Here is an 18,646-nt window from a genome sequence, read left to right as displayed (position 1 = left end):
GCATTTCCGTGATTGTTTTATATACAGCCTCTGGTAAGTTGAGATAATGCATGCATATATCTGCGTGAGGATGTGTAATATGGCTTACGCTTTCATCAACTTGTATGGTATAAGTTTCTGGCTACTGTTTAGCATAAAGATAAACCTGATCCAGCAGTATGCCTTCGTCTAGCGCATGTACCGTCAATCGGTGTGAAGTGGATTTGCCGAGAGGAAAAGTGATGCGTCGCACAGCTTGGTTGGAAAGGATGTTTTGCTTCCATTCTTCGCTTCTTCCATACGTGCGGTACGAAATGATGTCCGACGGCTGACCGTCTACTTCTACCCGGATGCGCAGGTCTTTTCCATTGATGGGATGAGTGGGCAGGAAGCGGAGTTCCACCTCTACTGAATCGGCACGGCAATTCTCGAAGCTGAAGGATACAGCCTCACCTTGGCGGATGCCTGCTGCTTTGCCCTCGTAGCCCAAGTGTTCCCACATCACGGGATTACCTTCAGCGGCTTCCAGTGCGTTCCATTTATAAAGGTACGGGCGGTCGGGCTTCAGTGATTCCGCAGTATGCGTTTCGGGAATGGGCAGAAATACCGCTAAGTTGCGCGGCTTGTAGTCCATAATGCCTTTCCACTTCGGCGTGTTGTAGTGGCGGGTAAGGGAAACGATGCTGTCGAATGCTGCTGTGCTTTGCTTCCAGTCTGCTTTGCCGTGACGTGCCAGTTGGGCATAGAGGCATTTCTTGTTCATTTGGGAAGCTCCCTGAATGGGGTATTGTACTAGCTGGTAATACGTAGCCTGTTTGGTTTCAGGCATGAGTCTGCCCCATATAGCAGCTTTGTCTTCCAGTTCCTGATAGGCGGCAAGCCGTGTGTGGATAAACGATTCGCTCCACGGCAGATCACTTACTATTTTGTACTGTGGGTCTTTCTCCTCAGTGCGTGTGCTTCCCATGAATTCCGGCTTGCGGATATGGGCAAGGCGATAGTGCTCTTGCATCATCGGAAGCAGGTAGGCGGATGCCTGCGTACCGAACTCGCGGGCAAGAAAGTTTTGCAGATGTCGGGTTACTCCTTCCTGTTCTATCTGGTTTATATTCCAAGCCATGTCCATAAACAATTCTATCTGATATTCGGCAGGTTTGATATCTCCTACATTTAGAATCCACATCTTACGGATGCCGTGGTCGTAGGCGGTCTTCATCTGTTGGTAGATGAGATATGGGCTGAGGGTGGATAGCCACAAATAGTCGTGTGGCCGCCCCCAGTAAGATATGTGGTAATAGATACCGTTGCCGCCCGGGCGTGCCGCTTCTTCTGCGGTAGGGAAATGGGTGATATATCCGTAATTGTCATCGCACCACATCAGAGTCACGTCTTCGGGTACTTCCAGCCCTGCATTGTACACATCGAGTACTTCTTTATACGGTATCAATACTTGTGGCACGCGGGTTACATCGCCTTTGTATTTCGCCAGCAGTGCCCGCTGGTCTTTCAATATGTCGGTCAGTGCCCGCTTCTGTTCGTCTACGGTCTTGGCACCTAACATTCCGCTATCGTGTATGCCACGCATGCCTAACGTATAGATGTCATCCGATTGGCGGAGCAATTTTACCCGTTCTTCCCAAAAGGCTAGCACGTTTTCGCGATTGGTCAGGTAATTGTAGTCGCCTTTGCCCACGCGTCGCCATTCACCGTTGGTATTGCGCATCATTGGTTCGCAATGTGAAGTGCCGAGGTAGATGGCGTAACGGTCTGCTATTTCTTTGTTGCCTTCGGTAAAGAAGAAAGGTACCGAACATTCGTGCATTGCCGGCCAAAAGGTATTGGCACGCAGGCGTAAGAGCAGTTCGAAAATGCGTGCATGGGTTTTCGGACCGATTTGTCCCTTTATATTCGAAGGTTCGTGGTTGGTGTAGCTCCAAGGCATCAGTCCCCAGTCTTCATCGTTGATGAAGATGCCCCGGTAGGGTACCGTCGGATAGTCCAGCTTGCAGAAGCCTGCTTCGATGCGCCATTCCGTTTTTTTCTCCGGTGTAGCGTCTGCCCACCATTCCCAAGGCGATACGCCCAGCATACGTGAGAGTTCTAAGATGCCATATGCTGTACCTCGTTTGTCACTACCAGCCACCAATAGTTTTCCGTTTTTTAATACTTTAATGAAAAAAGCCTCCGGATGTCCGTCCAGGCAAGAAAGGTCTATCCCTTCTCTTTTTGCCACTTTTTCCAGAAGTGTACTCTTTCCTTGCGTTCCTATATAGATATCCCCTTCGGTTTCCATAACCGAGAAGGGTTGCGAAAGTACGGCTTCGCAATCCCGTTTCAGTAAGTCCAATGCAACCTGCACTACGGGTTCTTCACCTGATGCACAAGCCACATTCATCGTGCTACCTGTTTTCCATACAAAGTCTGTTGCTCCCAAAGCGCAAGAGGCAAGCCAACAGCACACAACAGTTAACCATAGTTTTCCCATAATTTCTTTATTGATGTTTTCTGCAAAGGAAAGGCATTTTCCAATATCCGTACATGGATTATTGTGCCTTTTTACTGGGAATTTGTGCATTATTGATGTTTGGTCTTTATTGCAGTACGTTTTTTCGGGAACTTGTTGAGGATAATGCGGTATGAACAAAAAACAGGAATGAGTGTTATGTTGTTTATAGGATGAATTGCTTCTATGATAAGTATGTTATTTTGCTATTTTTTACTGTATTATGAGACGATTTTTGTTTGGCTTATGTCTTATATCTTGTTTGCATGTCAGGGCACAGGAAGAGAAACAACAGGTTTGGGGATGCGATTTGTATGCATCGTTTGACAATTACGGATGCTGGAGTGTGGAACCATCCGTCACATTCCGTCCTGTTTGTTATGCGGGGGTGTCGGTGGGTATGTTTTATAGTAGGCCATTTGTCGCAGATTATTCATTCAACGGGGTTACGTCTGATAACCGTTTGCGATGGAGTGTGGAAGATGTGGAAAGCATCGGAGAAATATTTGCCTTTCGCTCTTCTCTCAGCCTGTTTACACCTCCTGTGCTTTTGGGCAGTGATAAAGAGTATGCACTTTATCTTACGGTATCGCCTGGTGCTACCGTTCCTTTTGTTGCAGATCGAAGGGTAGTCATTGATTATTATCCTAATCAAGCTGGAGCCTGGACTGCCATTCATCAGGAATCGGTAAAAAATAGAGGGGCACGTAAAGTGTTTTGGCATATACGTACAGCACTGACTTTGGAAGTTGATGAACATCTGGTTTTTTTGCTGGCTTATACGTGTTCCGATTTTGATCCTTATGCTTCTTTCCGTAATTTGGTATGGGAAGGCAGGTGTTTCGAGGCAAAGAAGCACAGATTGTCGCATATGGTTTCGATTGGAATAGGTATCCGTTTCTGAAGTTTATATACATTAGACAGGCTTGCATCTCTGTATGGTAGAATATGGTATGGATGTTCTTTAGATTAGTCCAATAAGGATGCGCAAAATGAATATATACTTACTTTGCCGTTGCAGTTATCTTCGTAGGCTGTAGCAGTTATCTGAAATTGCTTATGAATATATCTTCGTTTTGCAGACATGTTAAATAGAAGGGGTGTTCATAAATTGTTGAAAAAGCAAAGTGATGACATTGTTTTTTTGTCCCGTCTGAACAAAAAGCGGTTATCGGTTGTTGTATTGCTGGTGCCGGAAAAGAGTTCCGGCCGTTTGTAATTGATTGACTATTTATTTAATCAACCAACTGACAAGATGAAAAAAAGTTTTTGGATTACGTTCTTATGCAGTCTGATGCTGACGGCTTGTAGCCGGGAAGAATGGATGAAACCTCCAGGAGGGGAGGGAAGCAAGGCAGTCTTTGTCTTGCAATGTGCCGATTATGAAGGTGAAGATGTTCCGTCACGCCTTGTTACAAGCAAGGGCAGGACATACGACCGTGTTATTTTTTATGTAGCGGACGAGGCAGGGCGTGTAGTGACCAACCTGAAAGGATTTTATGATTATGCAGCTTCAGAAATACACCTTGAAGGTTTACAGGAAGGAGATTATACCTTGCTGGTATTGGGTATCCGGGGGGATGCCGGACAAGATGGGGTTTCTATCCGCGAACTGAATAATGTATCCGAGCCTTGGCTGATATTTCCTGCTCAATTGTCGAAACCGCTGGAAGCGGATTATTTCTATTCACGTACTTCTTTTTCTGTTTCCCGGAAACTGGGTGTAGACGGAGCCGAGATTATTGTTTCGGCACCCGGGCAGATTGTGCAACGGCGGATAGCCGGCAGGGTGGACTTTTCGTTCGCTTTTCGCAATCCTTACGTGCGTACCGCGGTCGTACACAAGGAAGTGATATGGGATGCAGTGTCTTTTTATACGACTCTTTCGGGCGACGGTTCGCTTTCGGACGAGGTGGATATGCAGCCTGTGGTCTGGCCGCTGGATTCGGTAGCTTCTTTTTGCTTGCCTCCAGCTTCCGGTGAAGTGCCTCTGCAGGGAGCGGTCACGGTATTGACACGCGATTATCGGAAAAATCAGATAGAGCGGACGTATGATTTTACCGTCGATTCGTTGGTTTCAAACCGTATTTATCGGGTGCATACTCCGGTTGTACATCCCGATGATAAGGCAGGAGTGATGTTTGTTACTCCAATGGCGTATGAAGAAGGCGGGCACGCGAAAATCTTGCAAGATGAAGAGCGGAAAGAAATCTATACGGATACCCGCCAGCGTTCGTTCGACACTTCTCAGCCTTTACAGGTAGAGATAACCGATGACGGGCGTTTGCACATGCGCTTTTATTCACCGCGTGATTTGAGTGATGTGCTGGTACGTGCCCGTTTTCCTTCGGTGAGCGATGAATACATTGACTTGGCTTACTTTGATACGGTACCGGCTTTTGCCGATTTTTACGGTCAGATTCCGCTTTTCACTTCAGAATGTATGTATCGTACCGTTTCGGGGAAATGGATAAAAGTGCCTCCGCAACCGTTGACGGCTGCCCTTGATGCCAGTTACGAAGTGATTTCGGGCGATGCTTATTGGGAAAAACTGCAAGCCATCCGTCATGGTTGGAAGGTGACTTTCAACCTGTATGGAGGTGATCCCGACCAGCCTAATGGCGGACCGGCAGGAAACTGGATGGGAATCCGTCCGGTGCATTGCCGTGAAGTGGTGGCGTTTTTCCTTAATTTCACCTATATGATTGATATGCAAGAACACGAGGATATCTTGCGTGCCAACGAGGACCGTCTTTACGGAAATGGAGGAGTAACCGACAAGGTAAGTGCTGAAACCGTATTGAAACAGATGCGCCAGCCCCGTTCATTGCGGGTAGGATTGGTCTATACGGGAAATGGAGTGCTCGGGCTGGGTGGAGGCGATGTGTTCGGGGCGTATCAGGGTGCTTGGCTCAGCCATTATACCGATACGTATGCCTGCGAGGTGATGTTTCACGAACTGGGGCACGTTATGGGGTATAGCCACGATAGTTCGTTCACTTACGGGCCGTGGGCACAGGAGTTGATGAATCAGTTTTATGTAGACCATTTGTATTTGATGCCTATTGATTCGCCTGATTATCTGAAAAGCAAACAGAGTCCGGCTCTTTATAAATAATGAGTAGTTTAAAATGTAAGGAGTTATGAAGAAAAAGAGAATCATTTTATATGCATTGGGAGGTCTGTTGCTTGCAGGATGTACCCGGGAAACGATGTCGGTCCCTTCGGTGTCGGAAGGAGAAATCATTGCCCGTGTGTCGGTGGATGATTTGGAAGGGAATGGGATAGAGCAGGATGCACGTATCCTGACGATACAAGGATATCGGTTTGAAGGGGAGGTGCTGAAAGAAATCATTACTTCATTCCGTGCGGGAGAAGACGGCAGCTATATCTTCCAGCCCCAAAGGGCGGAAGGAGAAATCTGCCTGCTTGCCAATGCCGGAAAGGTAAGGAATTTGCAGGAGGTGTTACCTGATGTAACAACCAAATCGGAGTTTCTGAAACTAAGTGCCGATAAAGATGAATTGGCATCCGAAGAAGGTGGTCTGGCAATGAGCGGATGGATGGACCCGAACGGGATTTCGTCGGGGAAAAGCGAAGTATCGCTGAGGCGTAGCGTGTCGCGGATAGACCTTTCTTCTTTGGATAAAGGAGTAAAGGTACACCGTGTTACGGTTTCCCATATTTACCGGCAAGGTTATTTGAATGGTCAGGAATCGGTAGAAACACCAGATGGTGCCTCTACGTATGATTTTCGGAAAGAATATGTAGCTTTTGAGAATGGTAGTGAATGCTTGTTTTATTTGCCCGAACAGACAAATAACAAGTTGCAGGTGGAAATACTGGCTTCGTTTGATGGAGCGCAGCATCGGTTGGAAACTTCTTTGCCTGCCGCAATCCGGCGCAATGTGGTTTATACACTCTCGGTTTATGGAAGAGGGGGAAACCTGTCGGTATCGGTGACCGAAGACAATTGGCAAGCTGGTGGTGAGACAGAGTCCGGCCTTCAATTGAATGGGCTGGTCGATGTGGATGCTTCCCGCTTGTCGGAAGGTGTCCGTGTCAACCTTTCGAGAGATACGGTATTCATTCCTTATACACGTTCCGATTCACATCTGGTATTGCTGGGAGAATCCGGGGCGGATGTAGAAATAGAAGGGCAGGTAGACGGGGTTGTTGTACAACGGGTGGCAGGCAGGGGGCTGCAACCAATAGCCGGCATATCTGTTTCGACCAGTATGCGGATGCCCGGAACAGAAGAGGAATATATATACTTGGAGGTATATCGGCAAAACGTGTATGCGGGCAGAGTCGTTTTGGTGGTCGAACCCAGTCCCATCCGACTGGAAGGACAAATCAAGCTGAACGAGCAGGGAATATGCGATTTCGACCGTTATGTTGAGGGTGAATTGGGGCGTTTGACTCTTCCTGCCGGCAAGATAGCCGGTATGGAGTTTGATTCTGGCACTTCCCGTTGGATAAAGCTGGCGCCTGATGGAGAAACTTACCGCATCGTAGGCGGATGGAAACCGAACGACCCTCAGGCGGACGGACGTGTGCAGGAAGGCAGGTTGGTCATATCTGATGCAGATGGAAAGAACCGGGAAGTATATGTGATACGCCGGCGAAACTGGGGGCTTCCGGTGGTGAACATCAACGGGACGTGGTGGTGTAAATACAATTTGCGCGGAAATGTGAAAACATTCAGCGACCAGATATTGGCCGGTACAGATCCGGCAAAGGAAATAGACTTGGCAACTTATTTGAGCACGTGCGATGAAAACGAACTGTTGCATTTGCTGGGATATCAGTATCAGGCAGGTTATCCCGACGGATATCCGTTGAAGCACAACGAAACGGCTTTTTATTATGAAGGTATGCGAAACTCTGCCGAAAATTTCGGTCTGTTATCTTCCGAAGAAATGGCTCCTGAAGGATATCAGATACCTGATTACGATGATTATGCCTTTTTTACCCGGAATACGGATTTCAATTTGGGCGGACAGGGAACGCATACGTACCGGAACGCGGCAGGGCAGGAGCTGACGGTCACGATAACCGAACGGGAAGTATCGTTCGAAGGACATCTGTATGGAGTAATTGCCTTTTATGAGTTTCAGTACGAAGGTGCCCGCTGGGTACTTTGTGGGTTGGGACATCAATGGAACACCACTCCTGGAAACATTGCCCGGATGTCGTTGTTGCTTGCCACGCATGGGCATTCTTCGAACACGTGGGTAATGGAAGGATATGCGCATACAGAAAAACCGGGTGAGAACTGGTTGAAGTATGTGCCGCAGAACAATACAAAAACACGTACGATACGTTGCATAAAGAAACCGGTGGAATATATATATGAATAAATGAATGTTGAACAAATGATTATCAAAAACAAAAAGTGTATGAGAAAAATGACAAACGCGAAAACAGTATGGATGGGAAGTTTATTGTTTGGTATGTTCGGAACAATGGCTTGTGCCGATTCTGAGCATCCCGGTAATGAAGAAACGGCTGTAAGGCCTGTTGTCAAAGCCAGAGTAGCAGGTTATGACCAGCTGGCTGACACTGTAGACGGTGAAGACAAGGTAGAGCATATACAGGCTTGTCAGTTTATCGGAGGAACATTGGCTAAGGTGTATGACGACTTGGCTTTCGATGGTTCCGCTTTCAATTTACAGTTGACCGATTATGAAGGGGCGCTGTATGTGATAGCCAATACCGAAGGAATGATTGATTTGAACGCATTGCACGACCGGCGCATCACCGAAGACGAATGGAAACAGACCGTGCTGAACTTGAAGGAAGGGAAGGAAGTGCACTTCTTTAGCGGCAGTTTGAGTCTGGATAGCTTTGACAAGTCGCAGACCGAGCTTCCCTTGTCGATGAAACGAGGAATGGCACGCTTTGACATTGACCTGCAAACGGCAGGTATGGCATCTGTCGAAAGTCTGACATTGAAGAATGTGGCACGTTCGGTTTATCTGTTTGCCAATCCGGATGCCCATTCGCCCACAGGAGTAGAGCGCAAGGATACAACGGTCGTATTCTCCCGGCCGCTTACGGCAAATACTCCTGGTGTGTTGTACGTGTACGAGCAGGCAAATGAAGGGCTGGAGGTAAGTGTTACCGCAGTGATTGACGGCGAGCGGAAGACACTGACCAAGGTTTTATCGGAACCTGTGATACGCAATACAGTCAATAAGATTATCATGCGTAAAGATTATATCAGTGTGAATCTGAATGTGAGCTTCGATGAATGGGAGCCAGGCAATGATACGGAACTGGAAGCGAAACATGCTTCTTAAACGTTTAAGGCATGTTTATGAAAACAAGGTTGTATATAATCGGTTTGCTCTGTAGCCTGCTGTTTATCTCTTCCTGTTCCGACAGATGGGAACAGGAGGAAACTGTTTCCTCTGGGACAGCGGAACTATGTATCAGCAGATCTTCGTTTCAGGTGGTTGGAAAGCCGTCTCCGCTTTCTGGAGAAGACGAGATAACATCGTTTAGGGCATACCGTTTCGAAGAAGGCGTTTTGCAGAAAGTGTATGAGCCGTTATCGGTCGGGGGAGATGATTATCGTCTGCCGCTCGACCGGCTTTCGGGTACACTTTATGTAATAGCAAATGAAGAACCTGCGTGTGAAGAAGGAACGACAAAAGAAACAGATTGGTTGCAAACTGTACTGACAGCTGACCGGCACCGGATATCGAATTATTTTACCGGAAAAGCAGACTTGTCAGGCAAGATGGAAAAGGCTGTTTCAATACCGTTGGCTTTAACGCGTGGAGTAGCCCGTTTCGATTTCCGGATAGAAGTTCCGGAAGGGACGGTATCGGTGAAGCGTTTTGCGGTGAAACAAGTGGCACGGCAGGCTTATCTTTTTCCGGGAGATGCGGTGCGTTCGCCCGAAGGGACAGCCAAGGAAGACTGCATCATCAGTACGCCGGATGCGCCCCTGACACGCGATTCGTTAGGAATACTGTATGTGTACGAACAGGCTAATCCGGATTTGTCGGTGAGTCTGGAAGCAGAAATAAATGGCAAGGTGTATGCTTTCGAACAGCCGTTGCCGTCAGATATCCGGCGCAATACGGTATATGCCATCGTATTGCGGAAAGACGTTCTGCAGGTTGATGCACAACTGACGGTGGAAGCTTGGGGAGAGGGAGATAGTACGGCAGCATATCCCGACCTGACTGCCCCTCCGCAAGTAGATGCCGCGGCGTCAGAATTGCCTGCCGGATCCGAAGTGACCGCAGGGAAAGATGGCGTGAATCTGCCATACGGACCTGTAGAAATGGTACTGGCAGTAGCGTGTGACGATGAATTGGAATTGCTCCCGGTAGATGCTTCGGCATCGTTGGAAGTGGAGCCGCTTGCCGGTCAGGGGCTGTTTGAGGGCAGACAGCGGTTCCGTATCCGCAAGCCGCTTTTCCCTCCCGAACAGCCACCTGTCGAAACCGCTCTTCGCTTTCGCCGTAAAGGAATGCAGTACGTGTATCCTGAAGATGTAATCACGCTGAGGCTTGCCGGGAACCCCAGCCGGCTTTCAGGAAAATTACAATATGCCGTCGGGATGTATGCCTTCGATTTCGACCGTTATATAGATAATGAGCTGGGTGTATTTACGTTGCCTGCAGAGAAAGAATTGACGGTGGAATACGAAGCGGGCGAAGATGCGTGGATAAAGCTTGACCCTGTTTCTGTAAGAAGCGGAGAAGGTGCGTATCGGGTGCTGGCAGGCTGGCGGCCGAATGACGTTACGGCAAACGGGCGCAGGCAGTCGGCTACGCTGGTCATCCGCAACCGTGCCGATGGCTCGCAGCGCGAGGAATATACCGTGTCTCGCCGCAACTATGGATTGCCAGTGACGTGGATGCACGGCATCTGGTGGTGCAAGTACAATGCCCGTGGTGATTCCCGCTCGTTTGAAGATCAGGTGCTTTCGTCCGATGATCCGGCGCGCCGCGCAGGCCAGACCGTTTTCGAGTACTTGGGAGCGTGCCCGCCCGAAGCGTTTTTTGATTTGTGGAAATGGGCATATCAAGGTGACAGCGGCACAGGGTTGCAGGTAATAGACAAAAACGGTACGGCGGCATTGGATGGCTACAATCACCAGGTGTCCGTGCATATCAACCGGCTGCCTGCCGATGCGCTTGCCCCCGAAGGTTACGAACTTCCGTCGATGGAAGATTTCAACCGCATCTTTGACGCAACCGATTATGTATGGGTGATGTGGAACGGCACGCACACGCTGCGCACTCCGTGGGAAGGGCACAGCCAGGTGAAGCGGCTGCAGAAGCGGAGAAACGATGTGACGGTAGGCAATGTAGCCTTGCCTAGCCTGATTCTCATCGAGATGTGGAGCCCCGATTTCCCCGAGCATGAACCGGTTACGTGGTATGGCGTGGCGTCGCAGTGGAACGACAGCGAAGGTGTCTTTCATAACGGGCATTACAACAATATACTCTTTGGCGTACACTCGCCGGAAGGTACAGGTTGGTTTATTCCCGGGAAAAACGATGCGCTTTATTTGCATAAGAACGGCGGCGCAGCCAAGGACACGCGCGTGCTGCGTTTCCGCAAGTCGGAGGTGGAGTATGTGTATTGAATACCTTACTTGATTTTGATAAAGAAATTAGGTAAAAGCATATAGGTTCATCTGGTGTAAGATTATTAATCTTCAGGCTGCAAGATTATTAATCTTACAAGCGGAAGATTATTAATCTTACACCAGACGAAGTTATCTGAAGGGAAACTTATATAATGAAGTACAAGTGCACAGGTATCTTCTTCAAGTAAAAGCCTTATCTTTGTAACCGTGAGTTTAGAGCTTACCGCATTGTGCATATTGCTTTTCTTGTAAAGTGAAATAAAATTCTCAAATGCTTCCGGCTTTATCTTTTTTCGGTAAAATCATGTATCTTTGCAAGCGGTTAATTAATTGTAATAGAAGATGGCAACAATCAGGAAAAAACATATCGTTCTTTTGTGCTTGGCTTTGGCCTGCGTTGCAGGTTTGACTTTATTCTTCTCCAAACCGGCGAAAAGCGGTCGTGCTGGCATGTCATTGGCTGATGTCCTGACCGACAGCATTTCTCGAATCGTATCAGCCTGTCCGGGTGAGGTCGGGGTGGCTCTTATTGTCAACAACTCCGATACCGTTACCGTCAATAACAAAAGCATTTATCCGATGATGAGCGTGTTCAAGCTTCATCAGGTATTGGCTATTTGCAACCGGTTTGACCAAGACGGATTGTCTCTTGATACTTCATTGACTGTCCGGCGGGAAGACCTTGACCCTAAGACATGGAGTCCCATGCTGAAGGAGCATCGGGAGCCATTGATTACTTTGCCGGTCAGGGATTTGTTGCGTTATACGCTCATTCAAAGTGACAATAACGCGAGCAATCTCCTGTTTGAGCGCTTGGTAAGTGTTGCCGAAACAGATAGCTTTATCGCTACGCTCATTCCCCGTTCGAGTTTCCGGATAGCTTATACAGAATCGGAGATGGCGGCAGACCATGCGAAAGCCTATGCCAACTGTACATCTCCGCTTGGAGCGGCGATGCTGATTCACAGGCTGTTTACGGATGCTCTTGTAAGCCGTGAGAAGCAAGACTTCATCATGAAATCTTTGGGTGAATGTACTACCGGGAAAGACCGTATCGCAGCCCCTCTCCTTGGAAAGGAAGGGATATCTATTGCCCATAAGACCGGTTCCGGTTATACCGAAAACGGAGTCCTTGCAGCCCATAATGATGTTGCATACATTTGTTTGCCCAACGGTGTAAATTATGCGCTGGCTGTATTTATCAAAGATTTTAAGGGCAATGAGTCACAGGCTTCCCAAGTTGCGGCACGTATATCAGCAGCCGTGTATTCGTTATTAGCGTAAGTGTTTGAATATTTTCGAGGGCATTTATAGCACAATGACTTGCGACACTCCCAAACACGGGCGTACGTGTCGTGCAACGTAATCGCTTGACGTGCCCGGTAGGACCGTTCGTCTCAGCCTGTATGGGCGTTCGCGTTTGTTCTTCGTCAGATAGCCCGCTATCTTCTCATCACACAAGCAGAAATGCCTCAAAAACTCATCTCGAATCATCGCACGATAAATTACAGCTTCTAAGTCAAAATAAGAACAAGCCCCCGGAAACACAAGAGAAAGCGGTTTTCGGGGGCTTTGTATTCAGAGAATATTATTCCGGATAATTTAAATTATCGTCCGTCAGCTTCTCCAGCACCTCGTCAAGGAACTTTTGGGCTTCCCATCGTGCCATCGGAAGATTCATCATCAGGTAGTTGCCGCAATCTTTGGGACTGGCTCCCGGCACGTCACCTTCGAAAGTGGCGATAAAGCGGAAAGTCTCTTTCATCAGTCCGACGATATCGGTGGACTGAAGGTCGCCTTTCACAACCAGATAGTTGCCCGTAAGGCATCCCATCGGTCCCCAATAGATAATCTTGTCTGCCCATGTGGGATGATTGCGCAGGAACGTGGCGGCAAGATGTTCTATCGTGTGAATAGCCGAAGGGCTGAGGCACGGCTCGCGGTTGGGTTCTTTCATGCGGATATCGAATGTAGTGACGGTTTCGTCTCCCACCGCGTCTTTGCGTGATACGTAGATGCCACGCAGCAGGCGGATATGGTCTACGGTAAAGCTGGGTATCTTTTTCATATCTGTAGGGTTTTAAAGTTTGTTCGGTAATGCTTTCAGGAAGGTTTCGGTCACACGGAACGAGTTATCGGCTATTTCGCCCCAGAAGTTCTTGTATTGTTCCAAGTGTTTGTCCGCTCCCGGCGTATCGCTGATGATACGGAAACTGATGAAAGGCACGCGGTAGAGATGGCATACTTGGGCAATGGCAGCCGATTCCATATCGACCGCAAGTCCTTCGGGAAAGTTCTGCTTGATGGCATTCAGTTCCGTGCGGTCGGTGATGAATTTATCGCCCGTGCAAATCAGTCCGCCGTGAATCGGCGTTTCGGTATCGAGCGAGAGTGCACAATTATATAAGGTGTCATCACCACGGAAGAAAGTGGGGAAACCTTGTACTTGTCCGTAGGCATTTCCTTCGCCGCACCACACGTCGTGGTAAACGATGTTCCGGCTTACCACTACATCCATTACATTCAGTTCGCTGTCAATGCCTCCCGCCACTCCGGTGCTGATAATGCAGTCGGGCTGGAAATTGCGGATGAGCTCTACCGTTCCGGCGGCTGCATTTACTTTTCCGATGCCGCATTGCATCAGGATGTGCGTGTTGTTCTTTACCGTTCCTTCAATGTAAGAGAAAGGTCCCTCACGATGTTCCGTTTTATTGTCCAGTTGGTTTGCCAGTTGCTTCTGCTCGGAAGACATGGCGGTGATGATTCCTATTTTCATAAATGATTTTATTTTACGCCGCAAAGTTAGCATTTTCAAGGAGTATTGTGTTATCTTTGCCCCCATTAAAACTCAAAAACTTATATCGTATGAATGAATTAAAGAAACTTCTTCCGGATGTGGCGGCGGTTGTGCTTTTCATAGCGATTTCGTTTGCTTACTTCTATCCGGCGGTGTTCGAGGGGCGCATCTTGGCGCAACACGATGCGGTAGCGGGTATCGGAGCCGGACGCGAACATCAGGAATATCATCAGAAACACGGAAAGGTGACCCGTTGGACGAACTCGCTGTTCAGCGGAATGCCTACATATCAGCTGGCTCCGGGATATGATTCGAGCCGTACGCTGAACACGGTGCAAGACCTGTATCATTTGTATTTGCCCACGTATGTATGGTACGTGTTTGTGATGTTGTTGGGATTTTACATCCTGCTTCGTGCATTTAATTTCAAAGTCTGGATGGCGGCATTGGGAGCGGTTATATGGGCATTCTCCTCGTATTTCTTCATTATCATAGCTGCCGGACATATCTGGAAATTCGTCACGCTTGCCTACATACCGCCTACCATTGCGGGAATGGTGCTGGCGTATCGCGGCAAGTATTGGGCAGGAGGTATCGTCACCGCGCTTTTCGCCGCACTTCAGATAGTGTCGAACCACTTGCAGATGACGTATTACTTCCTCTTCGTGATGCTCTTTATGGCAATCGCGTTCGGCGTGAAGGCATGGAAGGAAAAGGCTTTCCCCCGCTTCCTGAAGGCAACGGGCGTGCTGGCGTTGGCGGGTGTGCTGGCGGTATGCATCAACCTGTCGAACCTTTATCACACCTACCAATACAGTAAGGAGAGCATGCGTGGCAAGAGCGAGCTGGTGAAGCCGCAGTCTGCCGACCAGACCGGAAGCGGGCTGGAGCGCAGTTACATTACGCAATGGAGCTACGGCATCGGCGAAACCTTCTCGTTGCTCGTGCCGAACGTGAAAGGCGGAGCCTCCGTACCTTTGGCACAAAACGAGCGGGCGATGAGCAAAGCCAATCCGGTGTATTCAGGCCTGTACAGCCAGTTGGGGCAATATTGGGGCGAACAGCCGGGCACGTCGGGACCAGTCTATGTAGGCGCTTTTGTGATGTTTCTTTTTGTATTGGGCTGCTTCGTTGTAAAGGGACCGATGAAGTGGGCGTTGCTGGGCGGAACCGTATTCTCTATTCTGCTTTCGTGGGGAAAGAACTTTATGGGGCTGACCGATTTCTTCATCGACTATGTGCCGATGTACAATAAGTTCCGTGCCGTTTCGTCTATCCTCGTCATAGCCGAATTCACCATACCTTTATTGGCGATGCTGGCGCTGAAACAGATAGTGGAGCGCCCTGAATTGCTGCGCGAGAAGGCAAAAGCGTTCTTCGTCAGTCTGGGGCTTACGGGGGGCTTGTCGCTATTGTTTGCCATCGCGCCCCGCGTATTCTTCCCTTCGTATGTATCGACGATGGAAATGAACGCGTTGCAGAACGCGCTTCCCGCCGAACATCTGGCGCCTGTCCTGATGAACCTCGAAGAAATGCGTGTCAGTATCTTCACCGCCGACGCCTGGCGCAGCTTCTGTGTCATTCTGGCGGGTGTGGCACTGCTGTTGATGTATGTGCGCGGGAAACTGAAATCCACCGCCCTCATCCTTTCGCTGGCGGCTCTCTGCCTGCTCGATATGTGGACGGTGAACAAGCGTTATCTGTACGACGCGCAGTTTGTGGCGAAAGGCACCGAGATGAAACCTTTCGCACAGCCTTCGGAAACCGACAAGGCGATTCTGAAGGATACCACGTATTATCGGGTGCTGAACCTATCGACCAATACCTTCAATGAAAACGAGACTTCTTATTGGCACAAAAGCATCGGGGGATATCACGCCGCCAAGCTCCGCCGCTATCAGGAGCTCATTGAAGCGTACATCCAGGGCGAAATGGGTAGTCTCTTTTCTGAACTTCCTCAGACGGGAGGTGACATGTCGGCGCTCGACCCCGACCGTATACGTATCTTGAATATGCTGAACGCGAAATATTTCATCTTCCCCTTGCAGGGCGGAGGCACGATGCCCGTGCAGAACCCATACGCAATGGGCAACGCCTGGTTTGTAGACGATGTGCGTTATGTGGGCAATGCCAATGAAGAGCTGGACAGCCTTGCAGTAGTTGACTTACGCAAGACAGCCGTAGTTAATCTTCAGTTTGCCGAGCAAGTAAAAGCTCCTTCACAAGCATCGGTTGCCGATTCGACACGCAGCATTATGTTCAAGCATTACGAACCGAACGAACTGACGTACGAAATCAGTTCACAAGCCGGAGGTACGGTGGTGTTCTCCGAAATCTATTATCCCGAATGGCAGGCTTTTGTGGATGGAGAGGAAGTTCCCGTAGGCAGAGCCGATTACGTGCTCCGTGCCATCAATGTCCCTGCCGGGAAGCATACCGTCCGTTTGCTTTTCGAGCCGAAATCGGTTACTATTACTGAAACTATTGCCTACTGTGCGCTGGGCATCCTGCTCGCAGGTGCCATTGTGCTGGTTGTGCTCCGCCTGCGGAGGCGCGGGTGATTCTCACCACAGATTCACGCAGATTATTTTTATTTTATCTGCGTGAATCTGCGCCAATCTGCGTTTCAAGAGAAATAACTTAAAAAATCTGTGTAATCTGTGGTGAAAAACATCATTTATTTCTTATACAGCAGGCGCAGCGCGAACTTGAGGTGGAGCAGGATGGTCTGTACATAGCCGTAGTGTCGGCACATGATGCGGAAGCGCTCGGTGAGGGAGGCGCGGTGATTGCGCGTGGTCATGCCTTCGTTGAGGTAGTCGATGAGCGTGAGGCGCGTGTTATGCAGCACGGTGCTTTGCTTCATCACGCGGATACACCAGTCGAAGTCAGCGGAGAAGCGGTAGCGGAGGTCATAGGGCACGGCATGGTCGCGGCGGGCGAAGAAAGCCTGGTGGCAGACGAGCATCCCTTGGCGGAAACTGTGCCATGTAAGGTTCTCAGGCGGTTCGAGGCGGCGCATTCGCAGAAAATGCCCTTCTTCATCGACGATGGCAGTACGCCCGTAAATGACATCGGGCAGTCCGGTCAATCCCGTAAGGCTGTGGACGATAAGCTGGAGGGTGTCATCTTCGTGCAGCTCGTCGCCGGCATTGAGGAAGCACACATAGTCGCCTGTGGCGAGGCGGATGCCTTTGTTCATCGCATCGTATAGTCCGCGGTCGGGTTCGCTCACTACGGTATGGATGTGCTTGCGGTAGCGTCCGATGATTTCCATTGTGCGGTCGGTAGAGGCTCCGTCGACGATGATGTATTCGATGTTTTTGTACGTCTGGGTGATGACACTCTGCAAGGTGTCTTCGATGACGGCGGCGGCGTTGTAGGTCACCGTGATGATGGAGAATTTGGGATGAAAGTGTGTCAGCATAGGCGTGTTTCAGTCGTTTTGTCCGGTGATGCGGTTGTAGATTCCGATGTATTTCATTGCTACCACGTGTTCGGCGTAGGTGCTGAGCACTTTGCGTCGGGCTTCGGTGCTGAGGCTTTGGTAATCGCCTTCGGTGAGTGACCAGCAGATGCCGTTTGCCAGGTCTTCGGCAGAGCGGTAGCGTGCCACGTAGCCGTTGTGCAGGTGGTCTATCATTTCGGGGATGCCCCCGATGCAGAATCCTACGCAGGGCACGCCGCACGACATGGCTTCCATAATGGTGTTGGGCAGGTTTTCCTGAAGCGAGGGGGTGACAAAGAGGTCTACGGCGTTATAAATAGTCGGCATTTCTTTTTCCTTACCTACATAATTGAGGCAATAAACAGGGAATGGGAAGAGGTCGGCATATTGTTGCGATTCCTTGCCTACCACCACTACTGCAAGTTCGCGACAAAAATCGGGTTGCATTTCGTTCAGGAGGCGGCAGGCTTCTACTAAATAATCGATGCCTTTTTTCTTGTCGGTAATTTTCATTGAACTGAACAGCAACAATCGTTTGTCTTCAGGGAGGTTCAATTTCCGTCGGGCAGCAAGCTTGTCGGTAGGATGAAACAGATTCGTATTGATAGGATTGGGAATATTGGTTACGGTATGTCCGTGGGTGAGGATACTTTTCTGAGCCAATCCTTCCAGCCAGCGGCTGCATGCTACAAAAGTAATGGGAGCATTCTTGTAGAGGCGTTGTTTTTTGACGAAAGTCTTATAAGAAAGGTCATGTTTGTGCCCACGGTACAACAAATGACAATCGTGACATTGCGTTTGGTAACGGATACAATCCTGTGCATGGTGACAGATACCTGTCACAGGCCACATATCATGCATTGTCCATACTACGGGTTTGCCCGATTGTAGTATTTTCTCAATGTCTTTCAGCGAGAGCATGCCTTGGTTGACCCAATGCAGGTGGATAACATCGGCTTGGTTGAATTCGGGCAACAAGGTGATGTCGGTACCTGTGTTGGCAATGTCTACGGCAAAGAGGTTGTGTTTCTTAAAGTGATTGGCTTTCCATATAATGATACGCTCCCATACGAATTGCCAGATTTGCCGCCAAGACTTCTTCAGTGCTACTACAGTTACCTGTTCAGTTTGTTTGTCGCGTACCAGCATCTTTGCTTTGATACCACTGCTTTTTAAGGCTTCCATCAGTCGGCTTGCGGCAATGGCTGCTCCTCCTATTCGTTCGGATGTATTTATGATAAGTACCCTCATATTTCATCAAAGTTTTTGCAAAGGTACGATTTTCTCTAAGATAAATTCGCT

General features: G+C 49.0%; 13 protein-coding genes. 7 read left to right on the top strand and 6 right to left on the bottom strand.

Going from position 1 to position 18,646, the window contains the following annotated elements:
- Positions 1-121 precede the first annotated feature (121 nt).
- Complete coding sequence (locus B5F25_RS06450; protein WP_087248436.1) at positions 122-2,464, bottom strand: glycosyl hydrolase 115 family protein; 2,343 nt, start codon at positions 2,462-2,464, stop codon at positions 122-124.
- A 241-nt stretch (positions 2,465-2,705) separates the two neighbouring features.
- Here B5F25_RS06450 and B5F25_RS06445 point away from each other — a divergent pair, with 241 nt between their 5' ends.
- The 6 genes from B5F25_RS06445 to bla all read left to right on the top strand — a co-directional run bounded on the left by B5F25_RS06445 (position 2,706) and on the right by bla (position 12,383).
- Entirely contained in the window at positions 2,706-3,386 is a 681-nt protein-coding gene (locus B5F25_RS06445) for a hypothetical protein (protein ID WP_140406875.1), read from the top strand.
- Between the two features lie 351 nt (positions 3,387-3,737).
- Positions 3,738-5,600, top strand: coding sequence for a hypothetical protein (locus B5F25_RS06440; RefSeq protein WP_087248375.1), 1,863 nt, complete (start codon positions 3,738-3,740; stop codon positions 5,598-5,600).
- 25 nt (positions 5,601-5,625) lie between these two features.
- Positions 5,626-7,845 carry a hypothetical protein gene (locus tag B5F25_RS06435; RefSeq protein ID WP_087248373.1) on the top strand — a complete coding sequence of 740 codons (2,220 nt, stop codon included), beginning with the start codon at positions 5,626-5,628 and terminating at the stop codon, positions 7,843-7,845.
- Between the two features lie 39 nt (positions 7,846-7,884).
- On the top strand, positions 7,885-8,787 hold the full coding sequence (locus B5F25_RS06430; protein ID WP_140406874.1) for a hypothetical protein: 903 nt from the start codon (positions 7,885-7,887) through the stop codon (positions 8,785-8,787).
- 17 nt (positions 8,788-8,804) lie between these two features.
- Positions 8,805-11,096 (top strand): hypothetical protein, encoded by a 2,292-nt coding sequence (locus B5F25_RS06425; RefSeq protein ID WP_140406873.1) that lies wholly within the window; start codon positions 8,805-8,807, stop codon positions 11,094-11,096.
- 345 nt (positions 11,097-11,441) lie between these two features.
- Positions 11,442-12,383 carry a class A beta-lactamase, subclass A2 gene (gene bla / locus B5F25_RS06420; protein WP_087248367.1) on the top strand — a complete coding sequence of 314 codons (942 nt, stop codon included), beginning with the start codon at positions 11,442-11,444 and terminating at the stop codon, positions 12,381-12,383.
- A gap of 24 nt (positions 12,384-12,407) precedes the next feature.
- Here bla and B5F25_RS21085 read toward each other — a convergent pair whose 3' ends face one another.
- From B5F25_RS21085 to B5F25_RS06410, 3 genes are all read right to left on the bottom strand, one after another.
- Positions 12,408-12,593, bottom strand: coding sequence for a hypothetical protein (locus tag B5F25_RS21085; protein ID WP_140406872.1), 186 nt, complete (start codon positions 12,591-12,593; stop codon positions 12,408-12,410).
- 94 nt (positions 12,594-12,687) lie between these two features.
- Positions 12,688-13,167, bottom strand: a complete 480-nt coding sequence (locus B5F25_RS06415; protein WP_087207989.1) for an S-ribosylhomocysteine lyase — start codon at positions 13,165-13,167, stop codon at positions 12,688-12,690.
- 12 nt (positions 13,168-13,179) lie between these two features.
- Positions 13,180-13,875 carry a 5'-methylthioadenosine/adenosylhomocysteine nucleosidase gene (locus tag B5F25_RS06410; protein ID WP_087207990.1) on the bottom strand — a complete coding sequence of 232 codons (696 nt, stop codon included), beginning with the start codon at positions 13,873-13,875 and terminating at the stop codon, positions 13,180-13,182.
- An 89-nt stretch (positions 13,876-13,964) separates the two neighbouring features.
- Between B5F25_RS06410 and B5F25_RS06405 the strand changes: the two genes are divergently transcribed.
- Complete coding sequence (locus tag B5F25_RS06405; RefSeq protein ID WP_087248365.1) at positions 13,965-16,457, top strand: YfhO family protein; 2,493 nt, start codon at positions 13,965-13,967, stop codon at positions 16,455-16,457.
- 116 nt (positions 16,458-16,573) lie between these two features.
- Here the strand turns inward: B5F25_RS06405 and B5F25_RS06400 are convergent, their stop codons facing one another.
- Positions 16,574-17,323: a glycosyltransferase family 2 protein gene (locus B5F25_RS06400; RefSeq protein ID WP_087207994.1), complete on the bottom strand. Its 750-nt coding sequence runs from the start codon at positions 17,321-17,323 to the stop codon at positions 16,574-16,576.
- Positions 17,324-17,332: 9 nt separating this feature from the next.
- Positions 17,333-18,595, bottom strand: a complete 1,263-nt coding sequence (locus B5F25_RS06395) for a glycosyltransferase family 4 protein (RefSeq protein ID WP_022039013.1) — start codon at positions 18,593-18,595, stop codon at positions 17,333-17,335.
- Between the last annotated feature and the right edge of the window lie 51 nt (positions 18,596-18,646).

The organism is Bacteroides sp. An19, from assembly GCF_002160215.1.
GTDB lineage: Bacteria > Bacteroidota > Bacteroidia > Bacteroidales > Bacteroidaceae > Phocaeicola > Phocaeicola intestinalis.
Note: the sequence above shows the minus strand (reverse complement) of the source record. Positions and strands in the feature narration are given on the sequence as shown.